The organism is Microbispora amethystogenes, from assembly GCF_016863015.1.
GTDB lineage: Bacteria > Actinomycetota > Actinomycetes > Streptosporangiales > Streptosporangiaceae > Microbispora > Microbispora amethystogenes.
In genome coordinates this window covers 77,668-96,014 of the sequence record NZ_BOOB01000042.1, presented here as the reverse complement: position 1 = coordinate 96,014, position 18,347 = coordinate 77,668, and the positions used below count along the sequence as shown (strand labels likewise).

Genomic DNA, 18,347 nt, shown 5'->3' with positions numbered 1-18,347 from the left:
CTCGACTCCGTGCACAAATCGCCCACGCCTGCCCCCAGCACTCTGCGTGAACTGCGCGAGAGTGGACATCGACACCGGACGGTCAAGGCCGAGATCAGGGAGAACCTGCTGGCCAGGCTACGTTCCGGCGAGTCCCGGTTCCCCGGCATCGTCGGCTTCGACGAGACCGTCCTGCCGCACCTGGAGAGGGCGCTGATCGCCGGGCACGACCTCGTGCTCCTCGGTGAGCGCGGCCAGGGCAAGACCCGGCTGATCCGCACCATCACCGGCCTGCTCGACGAGTGGTCGCCCGTGGTCGAGGGCTGCGAGATCAACGACCATCCGTACGCCCCCGCCTGCGTGCGCTGCCGGCGGCTGGCCGCCGAGCACGGCGACGACCTGCCGGTCGCGTGGAAGCACCGCGAGGACCGGTACGGCGAGAAGCTGGCCACCCCGGACACCTCCGTCGGCGACCTGATCGGCGACGTGGACCCCATCAAGATCGCCGAAGGCCGCACGCTCGGCGACCCGGAGACGGTGCACTACGGCCTCGTCCCCCGCACCAACCGGGGCGTCTTCTCCGTCAACGAACTGCCCGACCTGGCCGAACGCATCCAGGTGGCGCTGCTGAACGTGCTGGAGGAGCGCGACATCCAGGTCCGCGGCTACAACCTCCGCCTGCCCCTGGACGTCCTGCTGGTCGCCAGCGCCAACCCCGAGGACTACACCAACCGCGGCCGGATCATCACGCCGCTCAAGGACCGCTTTGGCGCGGAGATCCGCACGCACTACCCCCAGACGATCGAGGACGAGCTGGTCCTGATCCGCCAGGAGGCCGACCTCGACGCCCTCGGCGCCGACCTGCCCGACCACCTCGTGGAGGTGATCGCCAGGTTCACCCGCCTCGTCCGGGAGTCGACCGCCGTCGACTCCCGCTCGGGCGTGTCGGCTCGCTTCTCGATCGCCGCGGCCGAGACCGCCGCCGCCTCCGCCGTACGGCGGGCCGCGCTGACCGGGGAGGAACGGCCGGTCACGCGGGTGTGCGACCTGCCCGGGGTGGTCCACACGCTGCGCGGCAAGGTCGAGTTCGAGGTCAGCGAGGAGGGGCGGGAGGTCGACGTGCTCTCCCACCTGCTGCGCCGCGCCACCGCGGAGACCTTCCGCGGCACGCTCGGCGGGGCCGACCTCACGCCGCTGCTGGACCGGTTCGGCGAGGGCGCTCAGGTCGAGTCGGGCGATCTGGTGCCCGCCACCGAGCTGCTGCGCCGCATCGGCCGCGTCGAAGGGCTGTCGAAGATGATGGCCAGGCTCGGCATGGGCGAGGGCGACGAGTCACCCGGTCACGCCGCCGCGGCGCTGGAGTTCGCCCTGGAGGGGCTCTACCTGATGCGCAGGCTGTCCAAGGACGAGACCGACGGCGGCATGGTGTACCGCACGTGAGCTACTTCTACCGGGAGTACCACGACGGGCCGGATCCGCTGGCTCCGCCGTACGACGTGCGCGCGGCCCTCGACGAGATGGGCGACGCCGTCCTGTCCGGCTCGACGCCGCTCGACGCGCTGCGCGACCTGCTGCGCCGGGGGCTCCCCGGCGCTCCCGACCGGCGCGGCCTCGAGGATCTGCTCCGCCAGGTGCGGCGCCGCCGCCGGGAGCTGCGGGAGGGCACCCGGCTCGACGGGACGCTGGAGCGGGCCCGCGCTCTGCTCGACAAGGCGATCGGCCAGGAGCGGGCGGAGCTCCAGGGGGAGTCCGAGGGCTCGGGAGAGGCCGGGGAGGCGCTGGACGACGCCCGGTTCCGCGAGGCGATGCTCGACGCGCTGCCCTCCGACACCGCTCGCGCGGTTCAGGAGCTCGCCGCGTACGACTGGCGGTCGGCCGCCGCGCGGCAGACGTTCGAGGAACTGCGCGACCTGCTGCGCAGGGAGGTCCTCGACAGCCGGTTCCGCGGCATGCGGGACGCGCTGGCGAACCCCGATCCGGCGGCGATGGAACAGGTCCGGCAGATGATGTCGGACCTCAACGACATGCTCGACCGGGACGCCCGGGGCGAGCACAGCCAGGATGACTTCGATCAGTTCATGCGGAAATACGGGGACATGTTCCCCGAGAACCCGCGGACCCTGGACGAGCTGGTCGACCAGCTGGCCCGCCGCGCCGCCGCCGCCCAGCGGCTGCTGGCCTCGCTCACCCCCGAGCAGCGCGAGGAACTGGCCGGGCTGATCAACCACACGCTGGAGCAGGCGGGCCTGGCCGAGCAGATGAGCCGGCTCGGCGACGCCCTCTACGCCCGCCGCCCCGACCTCGCCTGGGGCGCTCCCGAACGCGTGTCGGGCGAGCAGCCGACGGGGCTGGGCGACGCCGTGACCGCCCTGCAGGAACTGGCCGACCTCGGCGACCTGGAGACCGCGCTCCGGCAGGACTACCCCGGCGCCCGGCTCGACGACATCGACGAGGAGGCCGTACGCCGGGCTCTCGGCCGTTCGGCGGTGGACGACCTGGAGTCCCTGCGGCAGGTCGAGCGCGAGCTGGAGGCCCAGGGCTACCTGCGGCGCAACCGCGGCAAGCTGGAGCTCACCCCCAAGGCCGTACGGCGGCTCGGCGAGACCGCCCTGCGCCGGGTGTTCTCCTCCCTGGAGTCCGGCCGCCGCGGCGACCACGACCAGCGCGACGCCGGGACGGCCGGCGAGCCGACCGGATCGACCCGGCAGTGGCGCTTCGGCGACGAGCAGCCGATCGACGTCGTACGGACCGTCGTCAACGGCGTACGGCGCGGCGGGGGCGCCCCGGTGACCCTGTCCGTCGACGACTTCGAGGTGGTGGAGACCGAGCGGCGCTCGGCGGCGGCCGTGTGCCTGCTGGTCGACCTGTCGTACTCGATGGCCTTGCGCGGCACCTGGGCGGCGGCGAAGCAGACCGCGCTGGCGCTCCAGGCCCTGGTCGCCTCGAAGTTCCCCCAGGACGCCGTGCAGATCATCGGCTTCTCGAACTACGCGCGGGTGCTGCGGCCGGACGAGCTCGCCGGGCTCGAATGGGACATGGTGCAGGGCACCAACCTGCACCACGCGCTGCTGATCGCGGGCCGTCACCTCGACCGGCACCCCGACTTCGAGCCGGTGGTCCTCGTGGTGACCGACGGCGAGCCGACGGCCCACCTGATGCGGAACGGCTCGCCCCGGTTCGAGTGGCCGCCCTCGCAGGAGACGCTGACGCTCACGCTCGCCGAGGTCGACAAGATGACCCGGCGCCGCGCGACGATCAACGTCTTCATGCTGGCCGCCGACGACCGGCTGCGCGAGTTCGTCAACGAGGTGGCCCGGCGCAACGGCGGCCGGGTCTTCTCCGCCAGCGCCGACCGGCTCGGCGAGTACGTCGTGAGCGACTTCCTGCGCGCCCGCCGCACCCGCTGAGCAGGGCCGGACGGGGTACATGGGGCCCGCACGGGGCACCCTGAGGGGATAGAGGCGTCACGGGGGACGGCCTTGCACCGGCACGCGGCACGCCCGCGGAAGGAGACATACGGACAGGCGGCAGGCTCTGATCGGGGGCCCGGAATCCGGGGACCGCCGCCGACGCGATCGATAATCGATTGCCGACCCGGTTGCAATCGGCGGACGATAGACAGGCACTCCCCGTGTTCGCGCTGGTCGTTCCACACGCCGGTGGAAGGAGCGCTCCCATGTTCGCAGCGGTCGGCCTCGTCGTCCTCATGATCCTCACCGGAGTCCTCTACGAGATGTCGGTCCACAACCGCCCGCGCCGCCGGAAGTGAGGCCGGGCGCCGGCCCGCCCGGGCCGGCGCGGCATCGCGTGTGCCGCGATGCGTGCCGTGGCACGTGCGGCGCGGAACCGACGCGATAACCTCTGGCCCATGTCGCCTCTCGACCATCTGCTGCTGTGGCTGCACATAGGATTCGCGATCTTCGCGCTCGGCCCGCTGACGGCGGTCACGAGCGTCACACCGCGTTACATCAGGGCCCGGGATCTTGGTGTACTGCGCTATCTGCACCGCTCGACCCGGTTGTTCGGGCTGCTCACGATCGGGGTGTTCCTGTTCGGCCTGCTGCTGGGCCGCAGCGCCCTCGGGGCGCCCTACCTGTCGGTGTCGATGACGCTGTTCGTGGTGGCGGCCGTCCTGCTGGTGATCGTCGAGCGGGACCAGCGCACGGCGATCGAGGCGCTGTCCACCGAGTCGCCTGAGGACGACGCCAAGGTGCAGACCGGGCGGATCGCCGCGCTCGGCGGGATCAGCGCGCTGATCTGGCTCGTCATCCTCTTCCTGATGGTCTTCTTCAACCCCTGACGCTACCGGTCTCGTCGGTTTAACCGGTAGCACGCCTGGCCCGGCGCCTCTCCGTGAGCCGCCGGGCCTTGGCCTGCGACCCGCAGTCCTCCATCGCGCACCAGCGGCGCGAGCCGTTGCGGCTGTGGTCGAGGAACAGCCAGCCGCACCCGCCCTCCGCCAGGGGGCACACCCGCAGCCGCCGCAGGTCGGCCGTGGACAGGAACTCCACGGCCGCGTGGGCGAGCCGGTCCGGCACCAGGAGCGCGGGGCTGGTGCCCACCAGCAGCCGGACCGCCCGGCCCGGCGCGGCCCCGGGCCCGTGCGTGACGCTTTCGGAGACGAGCGGGGCGCTTTCCGGGACGGTCGGGGTGGCCTCGGGGACCAGCGGGGCGCTTTCCGGGATGGTCGGGGTGGCCTCGGGGACCAGCGGGGTGCTTTCCGGGACGGTCGGGGTGGCCGTGAGGATGGGCGGGGTGCTTTCGGGGACCGGCGGGGTGGCCTCGGGGACGAGCGCCGAGCGCGCCGCGGCGCCCGCCCACCGCAGCCCGAGCCGTTCCAGCGCCGCGAGCACCTCGGATTCCGGACTCGGACCGCCCCCCGCTCCCGCTGGAGACGCGGCCGACGCCCATGTCGCCGGAATGCCGACCGCCGGAACTTCAGCCGCCGACGCCCCAGCGCCCGGCGTTCCAGCCCCCGGAGCCTCGGCACTCGACGTCCCGGCCCCTGCTGCCGCGGCGATCGGGGGGCCGGCCGCCAGCACGGTGTAGACGGACTCCCGGATCTCCAGGGCGGCGTGCCACGCCTGGGCGGCGGACGAGGGAACAGCGGACCAGGCCTGCGCCACCGCCCGCGCCTCCTCCGCGCCGACGGCCCCCGCGCGCTCCGCCCACGCCAGCAGCGCGGCGGGGCCGGGCAGGTACTCGTGATGCGCGGACCCGCCGGGCACCCGGGGCGCCACCGTGTTGACCAGGTCGAGCGCGAGATGCCCTCCGACGATGCGTGGATCACCGTTGTGTGCGTCACTCACGCATGTCATGCTACCAGTAATCGCTGTTTTACCGGTAGCAGATGGAGGACACATGCCGGCCTTACCGGGACGCCGGGAGAGGTGGGCGCTCGCCGCCCTCTCCGTGGCCAGCTTCGCCTACGTCACCACGGAGGTCCTGCCGATCGGCCTGCTCACCGTGATCGCGCACGATCTGGGCAGATCACCGTCCGAGACCGGGTTCCTCGTCACCGGATACGCCGCCGTCGTGGTGCTCGCGTCGCTGCCGCTCACCCGGCTCACGCGTCGGGTGCCCAGGCGCGCCCTGCTCACCGGCACCCTGGCGGTGCTCGTGCTGGGCTCCCTGCTGACCGCGGTCGCGCCCGGCTATCCGGTCCTGCTCGGGGGCCGGCTGCTGATCGGGCTGACCCAGGCGCTCTTCTGGTCGGTCGTCGCCCCGACCGCCACCGCGATGTTCCCCCCGGCCGTACGCGGACGCGTGGTCGCCCGGATGGCGATCGGCACCGCGCTCGCGCCCGTCCTCGGCGTCCCGGCCGGGACGTGGCTCGGGCAGCAGGCGGGCTGGCGGGCGGCGCTCGCCGCGCTCGCGGTCCTCGGGCTCGTCACCTGCGTCGCGGTGGCCACGCTCCTTCCCCCGGCCGCCGCCCGGCCGGCCGGCGCGGACGGCGGGCACGCGGGCCGCGCCCCCGCGCCCGACCTCGGGCGGTACGTGACCCTCGTCGTCGCCACCGTCATCGGCGTCACCGGCTTCCTCACGGCGTACACGTACATCACGCCGTACCTGCTGGAAGTGGGGGGTTTCGCGCCGGGCGCGCTGAGCCCGCTGCTGCTCGCGGGCGGGGTGGCCGGGGTCACCGGCACCCTGCTGGTGGGCCGGGTGCTCGACCGGAGCCCCCGGGGCGCGCTGCTGACGCCGCTCGCCGTCATCGCCTGCGCGTTGCTCGGCCTCCACGCCTTCGGCACGGTCAAGGCCGCGGCCGTCGTCTGCCTCTGCCTGGCGGGCATGGCCTTCAGCGCCCTCGCCGCCGCGATCCAGAACCGCACGCTCCAGATCGCCCCCGGCGGCGTCGACCTCGCCTCCGCCGGGACGAGTTCGGCGTTCAACATCGGGATCGCGGCGGGGTCGATGCTCGGCGGCGCGCTGATCGAGGGGCCCGGCGTCCACAGCGTGACCCTCGTCGGGGCGGTCCTGGCCGCCGTCGCGCTCGCCGCGCTGCTCGGCGAGCCCTGGGCCGCGACGGGCGCGGCGACAGGCGCGGCGACGGGAGCGCGGCCGACGCGCGGGCGGGCGGCGGGCCGCCGGACCCGCCCGGCGGGACCGGCCGGGCGGACCCCGTCCCACACCTCCGCCTAAGAGGCGTCTGGAGATCGCCGCCCGTCGCGAGCGGGGATCCAGGTGGAAGCAAGCGTCACAAGGCGGAGGAGGAGCCGATAACGGCGTCATCGGCGACGGCTCCGGGCCCCGCGGAGATTCCGAGCCTGCGAGGAATCCTCGTGGGTGGGCGGCAACGCGGCGAGACGCCGCCTGCGCCGCGCGCGGCAGGACTCAGCCCAGGGCCTGGGAGAGGTCGGCCAGCAGGTCGTCGATGCTCTCGATGCCGACCGACAGGCGCACCAGGTCGGCGGGAACCTCCAGCGGCGAGCCCGCGGCGGAGGCGTGGGTCATCCGCCCGGGGTGCTCGATCAGCGACTCGACGCCGCCGAGAGACTCCCCGAGCGTGAACAGGCGGGCCCGGTCGCAGACCGCGACGGCCGCCTCCTCGCCACCCTCGACCCGGAAGGACACCATCCCGCCGAAACGCCGCATCTGCTTGGCCGCGACCTCGTGGCCCGGGTGCTCGGGCAGGCCGGGGTAGAGGACCTGGACGACCTTCGGGTGCGACAGCAGCAGGTCGGCCACCCGCTCGGCGTTGTCGCAGTGCCGGTCCATGCGGATGCCCAGCGTCTTGAGCCCGCGCAGGGTGAGCCAGGCGTCGAACGGCCCGGCCACGGCGCCCATGGCGTTCTGGTGGTAGGCGAGCCGCTCGCCGAGGTCCGCCGACCGGGTCACCAGCGCCCCGCCGACCACGTCGGAGTGGCCGCCGACATACTTGGTCGTCGAGTGGACCACCACGTCCGCGCCGAGGCCGAGCGGCTGCTGCAGGTACGGGGAGGCGAAGGTGTTGTCCACGACGAGGAGCGCGCCCGCGTCGTGCGCGACGTCCGCCAGCGCGGCGACGTCGGCGACGTTCAGCAGGGGGTTCGTGGGGGTCTCCACCCAGATCGCCCGCGTCTGCGGCCGCATCGCGGCGCGCACCGCGTCCACGTCTCCGAGCGGCACCGGGTCGAAGGTGACCCCCCACTCCTCCAGCACCCGGGCGAACAGCCGGTAGGTCCCGCCGTACGCGTCGTTCGGGATCACCACGTGGTCGCCCGGCTTGCAGACGGCGCGCAGCAGCGTGTCCTCGGCGGCCAGGCCCGACGCGAAGGCCAGCCCGCGCACGCCTCCCTCGACGGCGGCCAGCGCCTCCTCCAGGGCGGTCCTGGTGGGGTTGGCCGACCGGCTGTACTCGTATCCCGCCCGCAGGCCGCCCACGCCGTCCTGCTTGTAGGTGGAAACGGCATATATGGGAGGCACGACGGCGCCCGTGTAGGGGTCGGGCTCCTGGCCTGCGTGAATGGCGAGCGTCTCGAAACCATGGTTCATGCGTCGAGCGTAGCCGCCCGTCCCGCCTGGTCCCGGCGGGCGCGTCAGCGGGCGGCTCAGTGATCGGCTCAGAGACGGCCGAGCGGCCGGCTCAGCGGTGGGCTCAGTGGTTGGCGAGGAAGGCCAGCAGGTCCTGGCGGGTGACCATGCCCACCGGCTTGCCGTCGTCGAGGACCACCGCGGCGTCGGCCTTCTCCAGCGCCTCGACCGCCCGGGCCACCGGCTCGCCGTAGCCGATCATCGGCAGCGGCGCGGACATGTGGCCGCCGATCTCGTCCTCCGACCGGACCCGGCCGCGATACAGGCCGTCCAGCAGATCGCGCTCGACGATCGAGCCGACGACCTCCGCCGCCATGACCGGCGGCTCCTCCTTCATGACGGGAAGCTGGGAGACGTTGTACTCCCGCATGATCGAGATCGCGGTGCCGACCGACTCGTGCGGGTGGACGTGCACGAACTCGGGCAGCCCGGACGACTTGCGGCCCAGTACGTCGCCGACCAGGCCCTCCTCGCTCGTCTCGGTGAGGAAGCCGTAGTCGGCCATCCACTCGTCGTTGAAGATCTTCGACAGGTAGCCGCGGCCGCCGTCCGGCAGCAGCACGACCACGACGTCGTCCGGCCCGGCCGCCTGGGCCACGCGCACCGCCGCGACCACCGCCATGCCGCACGAGCCGCCGACGAGCAGCGCCTCCTCGCGGGCAAGCCTGCGGGTCATGCCGAACGAGTCCTTGTCGGAGACCGCGATGATCTCGTCGCAGATCGTGGTGTCGTACGTCGCGGGCCAGATGTCCTCGCCGACGCCCTCGACCAGGTACGGCCGGCCGGTGCCGCCCGAGTAGACCGACCCCACCGGATCGGCGCCGATGATCTTCACCCGGCCGCCGGAGATCTCCTTGAGGTACTTCCCCGTGCCGCTGATCGTCCCGCCGGTGCCGATGCCCGCGACGAAGTAGGTGATCCTGCCCTCGGTCTGCTCCCAGATCTCCGGACCGGTGGAGTGGTAGTGGCTCTCCGGGTTCCCGGGGTTGGAGTACTGGTCGGGCTTCCAGGCGTTCGGGACCTCGCGGGCCAGCCGGTCCGACACCGAGTAGTAGGAGTCGGGATGGTCCGGCGAGACGGCGGTCGGGCAGACGACCACCTCCGCGCCGTACGCCCGGAGCACGTTGACCTTGTCCTGGGCGACCTTGTCCGGGCAGACGAACAGGCAGCGGTAGCCCTTCTCCTGCGCCACGATGGCGAGGCCCACGCCGGTGTTGCCGGAGGTCGGCTCGACGATCGTGCCGCCGGGCTTGAGTGCCCCGCTCCGCTCGGCCGCCTCGATCATCCGCACCGCGATGCGGTCCTTCACCGAGCCGCCGGGGTTGAAGTACTCCACCTTGGCCAGCACCTGGGCGGGAGCGCCCGCCGTGACCTTGCGCAACCGGACGAGCGGGGTGTTCCCCATCAGCTCGATCAGCGAGTCGTGTACGCGCACCGCGAGGACCACCTTGTCCGCCCGAGGCCTGTCGGCCGTCTTCACGCCGGGGTCCGTAGGGGTGGCCGGACCTCGGCTTGTCTCCTACTTTCAAACCGTACCGTCAGGTTCCACACCGTACCGTGAGGGTGAGGAGGGCCGGTGCTACCGACACCTGGCACGACGGGCGCCGCACGGCGCGTGGCGACCGCCGCAGCCCTGGGCGGAGGCGGCATCACCGCCCTGGGAGCGATCACCTACGGCCTGCTCCGCTTCGAGGCCGCCGTCGCCCGCCGCATCGTGGGACAGCCGCACGGCCTCGACGGCCCCGCCTCCGACGGCCTGTACGGCGCCTGCCCCGGGGAGCCGATCCGGATGGCCGTGCTCGGCGACTCGACCTCCGTCGGCCTCGGCATGACCCGCCCCGAGGACACCCCCGGCGTGCTGATCGCGTACGGCCTCGCCGAGGTGGCCGAGCGCCCGGTGCGCCTCACCGTCGCCGGGCGGTCGGGGGCCTCCTCCGCCGGCCTGGGCGCCCAGGTGGACCGCGTGCTGGAGACCCGCCCGGAGATCGCGATCGTCTTCGTGGGGGCCAACGACGTGACCACGTCGACCCCGACGGCCCGGGCCGTACGGCACCTGCGGGAGGCGGTGGCGAGGCTGCGCGAGGCCGGAGCCGAGGTGGTCGTGGGCACCTGCCCCGACCTCGGCACCGTGCGCCCGATCGCCCAGCCCCTGCGCTGGGTCACCCGGCGCTGGTCGCGCCGGCTCGCCGCCGCCCAGACGGTCGCCGTCCTCGAGGAGGGCGGCCGGACCGTCGCGTTCGCCGACCTGCTCGGACCCGAGTTCGAGGCCTACCCGGCCGAGATGTTCGGACCTGATCGTTTTCATCCATCTGCCCGAGGTTACCTACAGGCCGCGTACGCAGTGCTACCGTCTGTATGCACCGCGTTGGGGTTGTGGCCCGAGCCGGAACCCGTACGCGTCGAAGGATCGCAACACCTCTTGGCCGCAATGGCCGTGGAGGAGCCCGGCACCGAGGTCGTCGCGACCCGGGTCGCCGGCCGGGCGGTCGGCCCCCGTGGACGGTGGGCGGCGCTGCTCCGCCGGAGACCCGGGCCGCTTCCGAACGCCTAGAGCCGGTCACCTCCTGCGGCCGGGCCGTCACCCCCTGTAGGAGCGAAATGATCCGGCCCCAGTCCACCCACCTGAGACCCGCTCTGGCGCTCGCGGCGAGCGCTCTGCTGGCCGGGACGGCCCTCACCGGCTGCTCCGGCGGCGACGACGCCGCGAAGGACGATCCGGCCTGGCACAACACGCAGGTGAACGCGGTCAGCCGGGCCACCACGGGAGGCGGCGTCGCCGCCACCACCTCCATGCGGCCCGACGGCACGCTGGAGACCGTCGCCCTCGACCTCACCACCGGCCGCCGCCTGTGGTCGCATCCGGCGACGATGGCCGGACGGCTGCCGGGGATGGGGGTGCAGGCCCCCGCCACCGTCGAGACCGGCGTCGGCCAGTCCGTGGTGGTCGCGCTCGACCCCGCCGGCGGGAAGAACGTCACCCTCGTCGCCAGGGACGGGCGCACCGGGCAGCAGAGGTGGACGCGGCCGATGCGGTCCACCTTCGGCCCGCAGCGCTGCGGGCCGTACGTCTGCGTCTCGGAGGACACCGAGCTCGCCACCGCCCGCGTCGTGGTGCTGAACCCCCGCGACGGCGCGGTGATGTGGCGCCTGCCCGGCATCGCCGAGGTCGAGTGGTCCGACCCGGCCAGGGTCGTGCTGCTCAGGCTGGCCTCGCATCCGGTGCTGGAGGCGCGCACGCTGAAGGACGGCAAGGCCGTCTGGCAGTTGCCGATCGAGGAGGCCCTCGGCTCCGGCGTCGACCTGAGCGGAGGCTGGGCCTTCGGCGCGACCGGCGACAAGATCGTCGGGTACGTCGCGCCGTACACCAACCCCCAGACCAAGCGGACCTCGGCGTTCGGCCTGTTCTCGGCGCGTCTCACGGACGGGGCCGTCGACTGGATGCGGCCGTCCGTCGTCCGCGTCTACCCCAGCGGCAACCCCGCGTACGCGCCGATCGTCCGGCCGGTGGACGAGCAGGGCCAGTACGGCGGGTTCGCCCGGCTCGACGCCGAGAGCGGGCGGGTCCTGGGGCAGATCACCCCCGCCCAGGTGCCGGGGTCGGGCTGGTGGCTGGCCTTCCCCCGCGACATGGACCGGCTCGGCTTCCTCAAGCGCGACGCCCCCGGCTCGGTCTTCGACCTCAGCACCGGCGAGCCGACCCCGGTGAGCGGCGCGAGCGGGTGGTCGTTCTGCGTCACCGACCCCAAGCCGCTGCCGCTGCGCGGCGTGATCCCGGGGTTCTACTCGATCGCGGCCCTGTGCGAGTTCGACCTCGCCACGGGCAAGCGCAAGAGCTCCTCCGCCGCGCCGCCCTCCTGGTTCACCGGCAGCCAGAACGGCTGGCGCCTCTGGCGCGACGAGAAGGGCGGCCTGCACGCCGTCAACGACCACACCACCACCGCCCCCGGCATGTACGGGTAAGGCAGGGCGTGGCGGGCGGCGTACCGGAGGGTAACCTCCGGGAAGGAGGCCCCGCGAGGTGGAGGGGCGCGAGTTCAGGCAGGAGAGTCACATGCCCGAGGCAGTCATCGTGGCGACCGCGCGGTCGCCGATCGGCCGCGCCTTCAAGGGGTCACTCAAGGACATCCGTCCCGACGACCTGACCGTGCAGATGGTCCGCGCCGCGCTGGCGAAGGTGCCGCAGCTCGACCCGGCCGACATCGACGACCTCATGCTGGGCTGCGGCCTCCCGGGCGGCGAGCAGGGGCACAACCTGGGCAGGGTCGTGTCGGTGCTGCTCGGCCTGGACAACGTGCCCGGCACCACCGTGACCCGCTACTGCTCCTCCTCGCTCCAGACGACCCGGATGGCCTTCCACGCCATCCGGGCGGGCGAGGGCGACGTGTTCGTCTCGGCGGGCGTCGAGACCGTCTCCCGCTTCGGGAACGGCAGCTCCGACCTGCCCGACGCGCAGAACCCGCTGTTCGAGGGTGCCAAGGCCCGGACGGAGGAGACCGCGAAGGGCGGGGGCCCGGTGTGGCACGACCCGCGTGAGGACGGCGCGCTGCCCGACGTCTACATCGCCATGGGACAGACCGCCGAGAACGTGGCCGCCCTGAAGGGCGTCTCGCGGCGCGAGCAGGACGAGTTCGGCGTGCGCTCGCAGAACCTCGCGGAGAAGGCCATCGCCGACGGCTTCTGGGACACCGACATCACCCCGGTCACGCTGCCCGACGGCACCGTGGTGAGCAGGGACGACGGCCCCAGGGCCGGCACGACGTACGAGGCGGTCGCGCAGCTCAAGCCGGTCTTCCGGCCGGACGGCACGGTGACGGCCGGCAACTGCTGCCCGCTGAACGACGGCGCCGCCGCGGTGATCATCATGAGCGACGTCAAGGCGGCCCAGCTGGGCATCACGCCGCTCGCCCGGATCGTGTCGACCGGCGTCACGGGCCTGTCTCCCGAGATCATGGGCCTCGGCCCGATCGAGGCGTCGCGCCAGGCGCTCGCCCGGGCCGGCATGTCGATCGACGACGTCGACCTGGTCGAGATCAACGAGGCGTTCGCCGCCCAGGTGATCCCCTCCTACCGCGAGCTCGGCATCGACGTCGACCGGCTCAACGTGAACGGCGGGGCCATCGCGGTGGGCCACCCGTTCGGCATGACCGGCGCCCGCATCACCTCCACGCTGGTCAACAGCCTGCGGTTCCACGACAGGTCGATCGGCCTGGAGACCATGTGCGTCGGAGGAGGCCAGGGCATGGCGATGGTGCTGGAGCGGCTGTCCTGAGCAAGCCCCCGCGCCGGGACCGGCTCCCGGCGCGGGTGGTTGTCTCGGACGGTCAGCCGTGGTGGTCGGGGCCGGCGCGGGTGGGCTCGATGCGGATGATCACGCGCTTGTCCCGGACCATCGCCGCGCGGTAGTCGTCCCAGTCCGGGTGCTCGCCGCTGATGTCGCGGTAGTACTGGACCAGCGGCTCCATCGCCTCGGGCAGCGGGACGACCTCCGCCTTGCCCTCGATCTGGACCCACGCGCCGAAGAACGCGTCGGTCGTCACGGTCAGCACGACCTGCGGGTTGTTGCGGAGATTGCGAGTCTTCACGGCGGTTTCACGGCTGCTGACCACGATGTGGCCGTCCTCGTCGCAGCCGACGGTGACCGGGGAGGTCTGGGGGCGTCCGTCCGGATGCCAGGTCAGCATGACCGCTCGGTGGTTGTTCCTGACGAACTCACGCGCCTTGTCGAGATCCATAACACAATGATGCGCCCGCACCTGATCGGTGCGGGCGCGTTCCTGCTCGTGCCTGCCGCTAGAAGCGACGGCGCCGCTCGTGCTCGCGGACGATCGCGGCGGCGTAGCCGTGGCTCAGCCCGTGCTCGTCGGCGAGCCAGTTGGCCCGCTCCTCACAGCGCAGGAACGACGGACCGTTGTCGATGGCTTCGAACCACTCGGGGAGTTCACGCCCGGTTATGGACGGGACGCGGGCGATCAGCTTGGTCTGGGTCTCCGGTGAGTGGTTCAACGACATGGGCACCTCCACGGAAAAGGCTGCTTTGTGTCACAGTGCATCACCGGTCCGCGCTTGACAAGCCCCCAACGGCATCGTTTTGTTACAGGATGTTGATCCAATCTTACAGAACCGATCATCGAATCCTGCTATAGCACCCAAAAAGAGCGCCGCTCCGGGAGGAACGGCGCCCTGCTCACACGGTGAGTGGGAGGCGCCCGGTGGACCTTCGGCAGGCCCGGCGGGCACCCGCTAGTCGTTGTTCGTGAAGTAGCTGATGAACCGGAGGATCTCCAGGTAGAGCCAGACGAGGCTCAGCGTCAGGCCGAACGCCATCAGCCAGGAGTAGCGCTCCGGCACGCCGGCCCGCACCCCCTGCTCGATCTCGCTGAAGTCGAGCAGCAGGAAGAAGCAGCCCAGCAGGATCATGCCGATGCTGAAGATCCAGCCGATCGGGCTGTCGGTGCGCAGGCCCAGGCCGCCGCTGACGAAGATGCTCGCGATCCAGTTGATCAGCATGAGGCCGATCGCCCCGAACGCGGCGGCGACCACGAACTTGGCGAACTTCGGCGTCGGCCGGAAGATCTTCAGTGCGTACACCGCGAGCGTGCCGCCGAAGGCGACCATCGTGCCGAGCACGGCCTGCAGGACGATGCCGTTGTACACCGTCTCGTACATGTGGCTCAGCACGCCGATGGCGATGCCGTAGCAGAGGGAGTAGCCGAGGATCAGCGCCGGGTTCGTGCTCTGCTTGAACGACACGATGAGCCCGAGGATCAGGCCCACGATCATCGCGGGGGCCGCGAGCCCCCAGCCGACGTTGAAGTACCACGCCAGGGCGGCCGAGACGACGAGCGTGCCGAGCGTCATGAAGCCGCGCATGACGACGTCATCCATCGTCATGGCGCGCTCGGACGGCGGAGCGTAGGAGGGGGCGGCGTACATGTCGTTCAGTTCACGCGCGCTGGGCGTCGGGCCGGTCCACGTCTGCTGACCAGCCGCTCCACGCCGACTGAATATGGGGTTCTTGCTCTCCATCCGCTTCCTCCAGGACGCGACTTGCCGATCAGCCGCTGGGGCGGCCAGTGGGGACATGCCCGGGGGGCGGTGTTCCTCGAGCTCAGCACACATGGAACGCCACCCCGCCACAATGGCAACGTTCGGCCCTCCGGCCGGGTTCCCGCCACCGGGTAAGGAAAAAAGCCGGGACTCCCGGTGGAGTCAGAGCCGGGCGAACCAGTCCCGTACGGCCTGCCGCCCACCTCCGCCGAGGGCCGCCATCAGGGCGTACCGCGCCTTGACCGGAGCGAGCCCGCGGGCGCCGATCGCGCCGACCTTCGCCGCGAGCCCGTAGCCGGGCGGCAGTGCCTCCAAGGGAACCGCCCGGGTGCGGCACCGCGAGGCGACCACCACCGGGATGTCCCACTCGGCCAGTTCGCTGATCGCCGCGAACAGCCCGACGGGGACGTTCCCGGCGCCGGTGCCCTCCAGCACGACTCCCCTGGCCCCGGCGTCCACGACGGCCGTGAGGAGCACGGGGTCCATCTCGGGGTAGGTCTTGATCAATGCCACGTTCGTCTCCGGCTCCCCCTCCGGCTCCGGGGGCCGGGGCGGCGGCGCCGCGCACATCTCGGCCCCGCCGTCCACGACCCGGCCGAGCACCGGCGCGGGAGCGGAGGAAAGAGCCGTCACGGCCGTCGCGTCCACCATGGTCACCCATCGGGCCGCGTGCAGTTCGTCGCCCGCGCACACCACCGCGCCCGCTCCTCGCAGAGCGGGGCCGGCCGCCGCGACCAGGGACGACGCGAGGTTGCGCGGCCCGTCACTCGACAACGCGTCGAGCGGCCGTACGGCCCCGGTGAACACGATGCCGCCCCGGTGCGCGGCCGGCCCCGCGAGGAGGTCGGTGAGGAAGGCCGTCTCCTCGACGGTGTCCAGGCCGTGGGTGACGACCACACCGTCGAACCCCTCGTCGAGCAGGGCCGTACGCACCCGCCGGGCCAGCGCCAGCATCGTGGCGGGAGAGGTGTCCCAGCTCGGCTCGGCCCGTACGTCCTCGGTCACGACCTCCAGGCCGAGATCCGCGCCAAGATCCCAGCGGGAACCCCTGCCGAGATCCCCGCCGAGATCCGAGCAGAAGCCCGCACCGAGGGCTCCGCCCAGATCCGCGGCAAGATCCGCACCGAGGTCCGTGCCGAAGTCCGCACCGTGATTCGCGTCAAGGTCCCCACCGCTGCCGACGCCGGGGTCCGTGCCGGGGTCGCGGGACACTGCGGCCAGGAGGTCGTCCGCCGTCGCCAGGCCCGGCCGCGAGGTCCGCCGGGCGTACGCCATGACGTCGCCCGTGGCGACCAGCAGCACCCGTGCGGTCACGGCGCCTCGTCCTCGGCCGGTGCGGCGACGCCGGTGTGCCGCTCCAGACGCTCGACGCGTTCGAGGAGCGGCGCGATCTCCCGGCGGACCATGGCCGCCACCATCTGGACGGCTTCCCGGATCTGCGCCGCGCCGCCCGTCGCCGCGCCGCCCGTCGCCGCGCCACCCGTCGCCACACCCCCCTGCGCCGCACCGCCCTGTCCGGTCCCGCCCTGTGGTGCCGCACCGCCGTGTCCCGCGCCGCCCTGCACGGAAACCGCGGCCTCCTGGCCCTGTGCCCGCAGGTGGACGTAGCCGGCGAGCGCCGCGACGACCGTACGGCGGGTGAGGCGGGGCTCGGCCCCCCGCGCCCGCAGCACCTCTCCGGCGATCCCCTCGGGCTCGGCGGCCAGGCCGAGCAGCAGGTGCTCACACCCGATGTAGTTGTGCCCGAGCGCCTGGGCCTCGGCGACCGCCAGCTCCAGAGCGTTCGCCGCCAGGGTGTCGAACCGCCCGGCGGCCGGCTCGCCGCCAGCCTCCCGCGCGGGCTCCTCGCCCGTCTCGGGCGCGCTCTCCCCGGACCGCTCGGCCTGGTCGGCCCCCTGCCGTACGGCGGGGCGGCGGGCCGCCAGGTCACGCTCGACCAGCGCGGGTTCGATCTCCATGGCCCGCAGGACGTGCAGCGCCAGGTTGGTGCCCTCGGCCAGTATCGCCGCCAGCAGGTGCTCGGTGCCGACGCCGGAGGCGCCCTCGTCCCGGGCCCGTTCCAGCGCGAGCCGGAAGACCGCGCGGGTCCGCGGCGTGAAGTGCGACAGCCGGGGATCGTCGATCTGCAGGTCGCCGAGGATGCTCTCGCGGATGGCGGTCACCCGCCGTACGGCCTGCTCCAGCGCCCGCTGGCAGATCGCGGAGACCGGGAGTGAGGCCTCCTTGACCGCCTCCGCCAGATCGTCCGGCAGATACACATTGATTTTCGGCATAACCCCGTTGTACCCCCGTAGGGGTTACATGTCTACGGGCCAAGCGACGCCGACGTTTCCAGAGGCAGAGGAACCACCGAAGGAACCGTCTGGTTCACCGCGACCGCCCGATTACAGAGGAAGGGCGGATACCTCGTCACCGAAATTCCTGCCCAGAGGATTTCCCGGGTTCCGCAGTCGGTAGGCACACAGGCTCCTGAATTTGCGGGTTGAGCTGAGGAAACGCGTGTAGGGCCGGAAGGTGGCGTGTGCCTACGCCCTCCCAGCCTTGATCGCCTGCGGTCAGGCGGGGTCGAACGCGGAGAGCCATGGCGGCGGGGTGATGGAGAGCGCCTGGTAGATGGCCCCCTGGGGGGGAGCGGGGCCATCTGAACGATCGTGCCGACCTCGCCGGCCAGGGTCACCTGCTTGAGACGGCTCGTTTCACGGTTGATCTGCCGCCGGCTTGTCCTGCCGAGCGACCTTGCCGGCTAACTCGCTACACGCGGGCGATGGTTCGTGATCAGGGCAGTTGTGTCCGGGATCATGCCGTACGCAGCCGTATCTCACCCCCGCCATCGGCTGCGGATGGAGTTACCGCAGCTGGTCGGCGGTGGCCCCGCCCCGTGATCCGAGATCGATCACAGTGGCGAGGTAGAGCCAGCCTGTCCGGGCGTTGATGTAGGTGATGTCCGTGTGCACGAACGCAGGAGCCGCGTTGGCTGACGCCGGATCCATCCCTGGCCGAACCCGGCGATGACCCGGCCGTCGCTGAACTGGTCGAGTGTGGCGTACCTGCGTGCCAGTACGACCGGTAGCTGGAACAGTGGGTTGACAATGTTGGTGCCCAGGGTGATGCGGCTGGTGAGTGCGGCCAAGTGGCTCAGGGTCTGCAAGGGCTCGAAGGTGACGCGGTAGACGTCAGGGATGCGCTCCAGCTCGCCGTCGGGACCGGGAAGCAACGGCGCCATCGGGCGCAGCAGACCTTCGTACGTCCACAACGATCTTGAAATAACCGGATGGCCGCGAGGATGACGAGATCGGCCGAACAGATGA

At 72.2% G+C, this 18,347-nt stretch carries 15 protein-coding genes and 2 pseudogenes; 7 read left to right on the top strand and 10 right to left on the bottom strand.

Features of this window, described 5'->3' with window-relative positions:
• Positions 1–9 precede the first annotated feature (9 nt).
• From Mam01_RS26510 to Mam01_RS26500, 3 genes are all read left to right on the top strand, one after another.
• Positions 10–1,419 carry a sigma 54-interacting transcriptional regulator gene (locus tag Mam01_RS26510; protein WP_239101632.1) on the top strand — a complete coding sequence of 470 codons (1,410 nt, stop codon included), beginning with the start codon at positions 10–12 and terminating at the stop codon, positions 1,417–1,419.
• Positions 1,416–3,386: a vWA domain-containing protein gene (locus Mam01_RS26505; protein WP_204287895.1), complete on the top strand. Its 1,971-nt coding sequence runs from the start codon at positions 1,416–1,418 to the stop codon at positions 3,384–3,386. The genes Mam01_RS26510 and Mam01_RS26505 overlap by 4 nt, the downstream gene beginning before the upstream one ends.
• A gap of 461 nt (positions 3,387–3,847) precedes the next feature.
• A complete protein-coding gene (locus tag Mam01_RS26500; RefSeq protein ID WP_150937670.1) occupies positions 3,848–4,279 on the top strand; it encodes a hypothetical protein in 432 nt (143 codons plus the stop codon).
• 19 nt (positions 4,280–4,298) lie between these two features.
• Here Mam01_RS26500 and Mam01_RS26495 read toward each other — a convergent pair whose 3' ends face one another.
• A complete protein-coding gene (locus Mam01_RS26495) occupies positions 4,299–5,288 on the bottom strand; it encodes a CGNR zinc finger domain-containing protein (protein ID WP_239101631.1) in 990 nt (329 codons plus the stop codon).
• A 52-nt stretch (positions 5,289–5,340) separates the two neighbouring features.
• Here Mam01_RS26495 and Mam01_RS26490 point away from each other — a divergent pair, with 52 nt between their 5' ends.
• Positions 5,341–6,621, top strand: a complete 1,281-nt coding sequence (locus Mam01_RS26490) for an MFS transporter (RefSeq protein WP_204287893.1) — start codon at positions 5,341–5,343, stop codon at positions 6,619–6,621.
• Positions 6,622–6,813: 192 nt separating this feature from the next.
• On the opposite strand, the gene Mam01_RS26485 is transcribed toward Mam01_RS26490, so the two are convergent.
• Complete coding sequence (locus Mam01_RS26485) at positions 6,814–7,953, bottom strand: cystathionine gamma-synthase (protein ID WP_204287892.1); 1,140 nt, start codon at positions 7,951–7,953, stop codon at positions 6,814–6,816.
• 103 nt (positions 7,954–8,056) lie between these two features.
• Positions 8,057–9,427 (bottom strand): cystathionine beta-synthase, encoded by a 1,371-nt coding sequence (locus Mam01_RS26480; protein ID WP_204287929.1) that lies wholly within the window; start codon positions 9,425–9,427, stop codon positions 8,057–8,059.
• 141 nt (positions 9,428–9,568) lie between these two features.
• On the opposite strand from Mam01_RS26480, the gene Mam01_RS26475 reads away from it, so the two are divergent.
• The 3 genes from Mam01_RS26475 to Mam01_RS26465 all read left to right on the top strand — a co-directional run bounded on the left by Mam01_RS26475 (position 9,569) and on the right by Mam01_RS26465 (position 13,261).
• A complete protein-coding gene (locus Mam01_RS26475) occupies positions 9,569–10,543 on the top strand; it encodes an SGNH/GDSL hydrolase family protein (RefSeq protein ID WP_204287891.1) in 975 nt (324 codons plus the stop codon).
• Between the two features lie 47 nt (positions 10,544–10,590).
• The gene (locus Mam01_RS26470) at positions 10,591–11,952 is read left to right on the top strand and encodes an outer membrane protein assembly factor BamB family protein (RefSeq protein ID WP_204287890.1); all 1,362 of its coding nucleotides are present in this window, start codon (positions 10,591–10,593) and stop codon (positions 11,950–11,952) included.
• A 91-nt stretch (positions 11,953–12,043) separates the two neighbouring features.
• Positions 12,044–13,261: an acetyl-CoA C-acetyltransferase gene (locus tag Mam01_RS26465; protein WP_204287889.1), complete on the top strand. Its 1,218-nt coding sequence runs from the start codon at positions 12,044–12,046 to the stop codon at positions 13,259–13,261.
• A gap of 52 nt (positions 13,262–13,313) precedes the next feature.
• Here Mam01_RS26465 and Mam01_RS26460 read toward each other — a convergent pair whose 3' ends face one another.
• The 7 genes and pseudogenes from Mam01_RS26460 to Mam01_RS36950 all read right to left on the bottom strand — a co-directional run.
• The gene (locus Mam01_RS26460; RefSeq protein ID WP_150937659.1) at positions 13,314–13,724 is read right to left on the bottom strand and encodes a PPOX class F420-dependent oxidoreductase; all 411 of its coding nucleotides are present in this window, start codon (positions 13,722–13,724) and stop codon (positions 13,314–13,316) included.
• A 58-nt stretch (positions 13,725–13,782) separates the two neighbouring features.
• Complete coding sequence (locus tag Mam01_RS26455) at positions 13,783–14,001, bottom strand: DUF4287 domain-containing protein (RefSeq protein WP_117410461.1); 219 nt, start codon at positions 13,999–14,001, stop codon at positions 13,783–13,785.
• Between the two features lie 231 nt (positions 14,002–14,232).
• Complete coding sequence (locus tag Mam01_RS26450) at positions 14,233–15,018, bottom strand: Bax inhibitor-1/YccA family protein (RefSeq protein WP_204287888.1); 786 nt, start codon at positions 15,016–15,018, stop codon at positions 14,233–14,235.
• 183 nt (positions 15,019–15,201) lie between these two features.
• Positions 15,202–16,353 (bottom strand): asparaginase, encoded by a 1,152-nt coding sequence (locus tag Mam01_RS26445; RefSeq protein WP_204287887.1) that lies wholly within the window; start codon positions 16,351–16,353, stop codon positions 15,202–15,204.
• Positions 16,350–17,312: a Clp protease N-terminal domain-containing protein gene (locus Mam01_RS26440; protein ID WP_204287886.1), complete on the bottom strand. Its 963-nt coding sequence runs from the start codon at positions 17,310–17,312 to the stop codon at positions 16,350–16,352. The genes Mam01_RS26445 and Mam01_RS26440 overlap by 4 nt, the downstream gene beginning before the upstream one ends.
• Before the next feature lie 282 nt (positions 17,313–17,594).
• Positions 17,595–17,776 (bottom strand): annotated as a pseudogene (locus tag Mam01_RS37870) (IS1634 family transposase); the annotation flags it as partial.
• A gap of 255 nt (positions 17,777–18,031) precedes the next feature.
• Positions 18,032–18,262: pseudogene (locus tag Mam01_RS36950) on the bottom strand (LLM class flavin-dependent oxidoreductase); the annotation flags it as partial.
• Positions 18,263–18,347 lie beyond the last annotated feature (85 nt).

Bases quoted from the DNA above. Each gene is read 5' to 3' on its own strand.
- Mam01_RS26460 (WP_150937659.1), bottom strand. From the start codon at position 13,724: ATGGATCTCGACAAGGCGCGTGAGTTCGTCAGGAACAACCACCGAGCG.
- Mam01_RS26440 (WP_204287886.1), bottom strand. From the start codon at position 17,312: ATGCCGAAAATCAATGTGTATCTGCCGGACGATCTGGCGGAGGCGGTC.
- Mam01_RS26465 (WP_204287889.1), top strand. From the start codon at position 12,044: ATGCCCGAGGCAGTCATCGTGGCGACCGCGCGGTCGCCGATCGGCCGC.
- Mam01_RS26485 (WP_204287892.1), bottom strand. From the start codon at position 7,953: ATGAACCATGGTTTCGAGACGCTCGCCATTCACGCAGGCCAGGAGCCC.
- Mam01_RS26470 (WP_204287890.1), top strand. From the start codon at position 10,591: ATGATCCGGCCCCAGTCCACCCACCTGAGACCCGCTCTGGCGCTCGCG.
- Mam01_RS26490 (WP_204287893.1), top strand. From the start codon at position 5,341: ATGCCGGCCTTACCGGGACGCCGGGAGAGGTGGGCGCTCGCCGCCCTC.
- Mam01_RS26455 (WP_117410461.1), bottom strand. From the start codon at position 14,001: ATGTCGTTGAACCACTCACCGGAGACCCAGACCAAGCTGATCGCCCGC.
- Mam01_RS26500 (WP_150937670.1), top strand. From the start codon at position 3,848: ATGTCGCCTCTCGACCATCTGCTGCTGTGGCTGCACATAGGATTCGCG.
- Mam01_RS26450 (WP_204287888.1), bottom strand. From the start codon at position 15,018: ATGGAGAGCAAGAACCCCATATTCAGTCGGCGTGGAGCGGCTGGTCAG.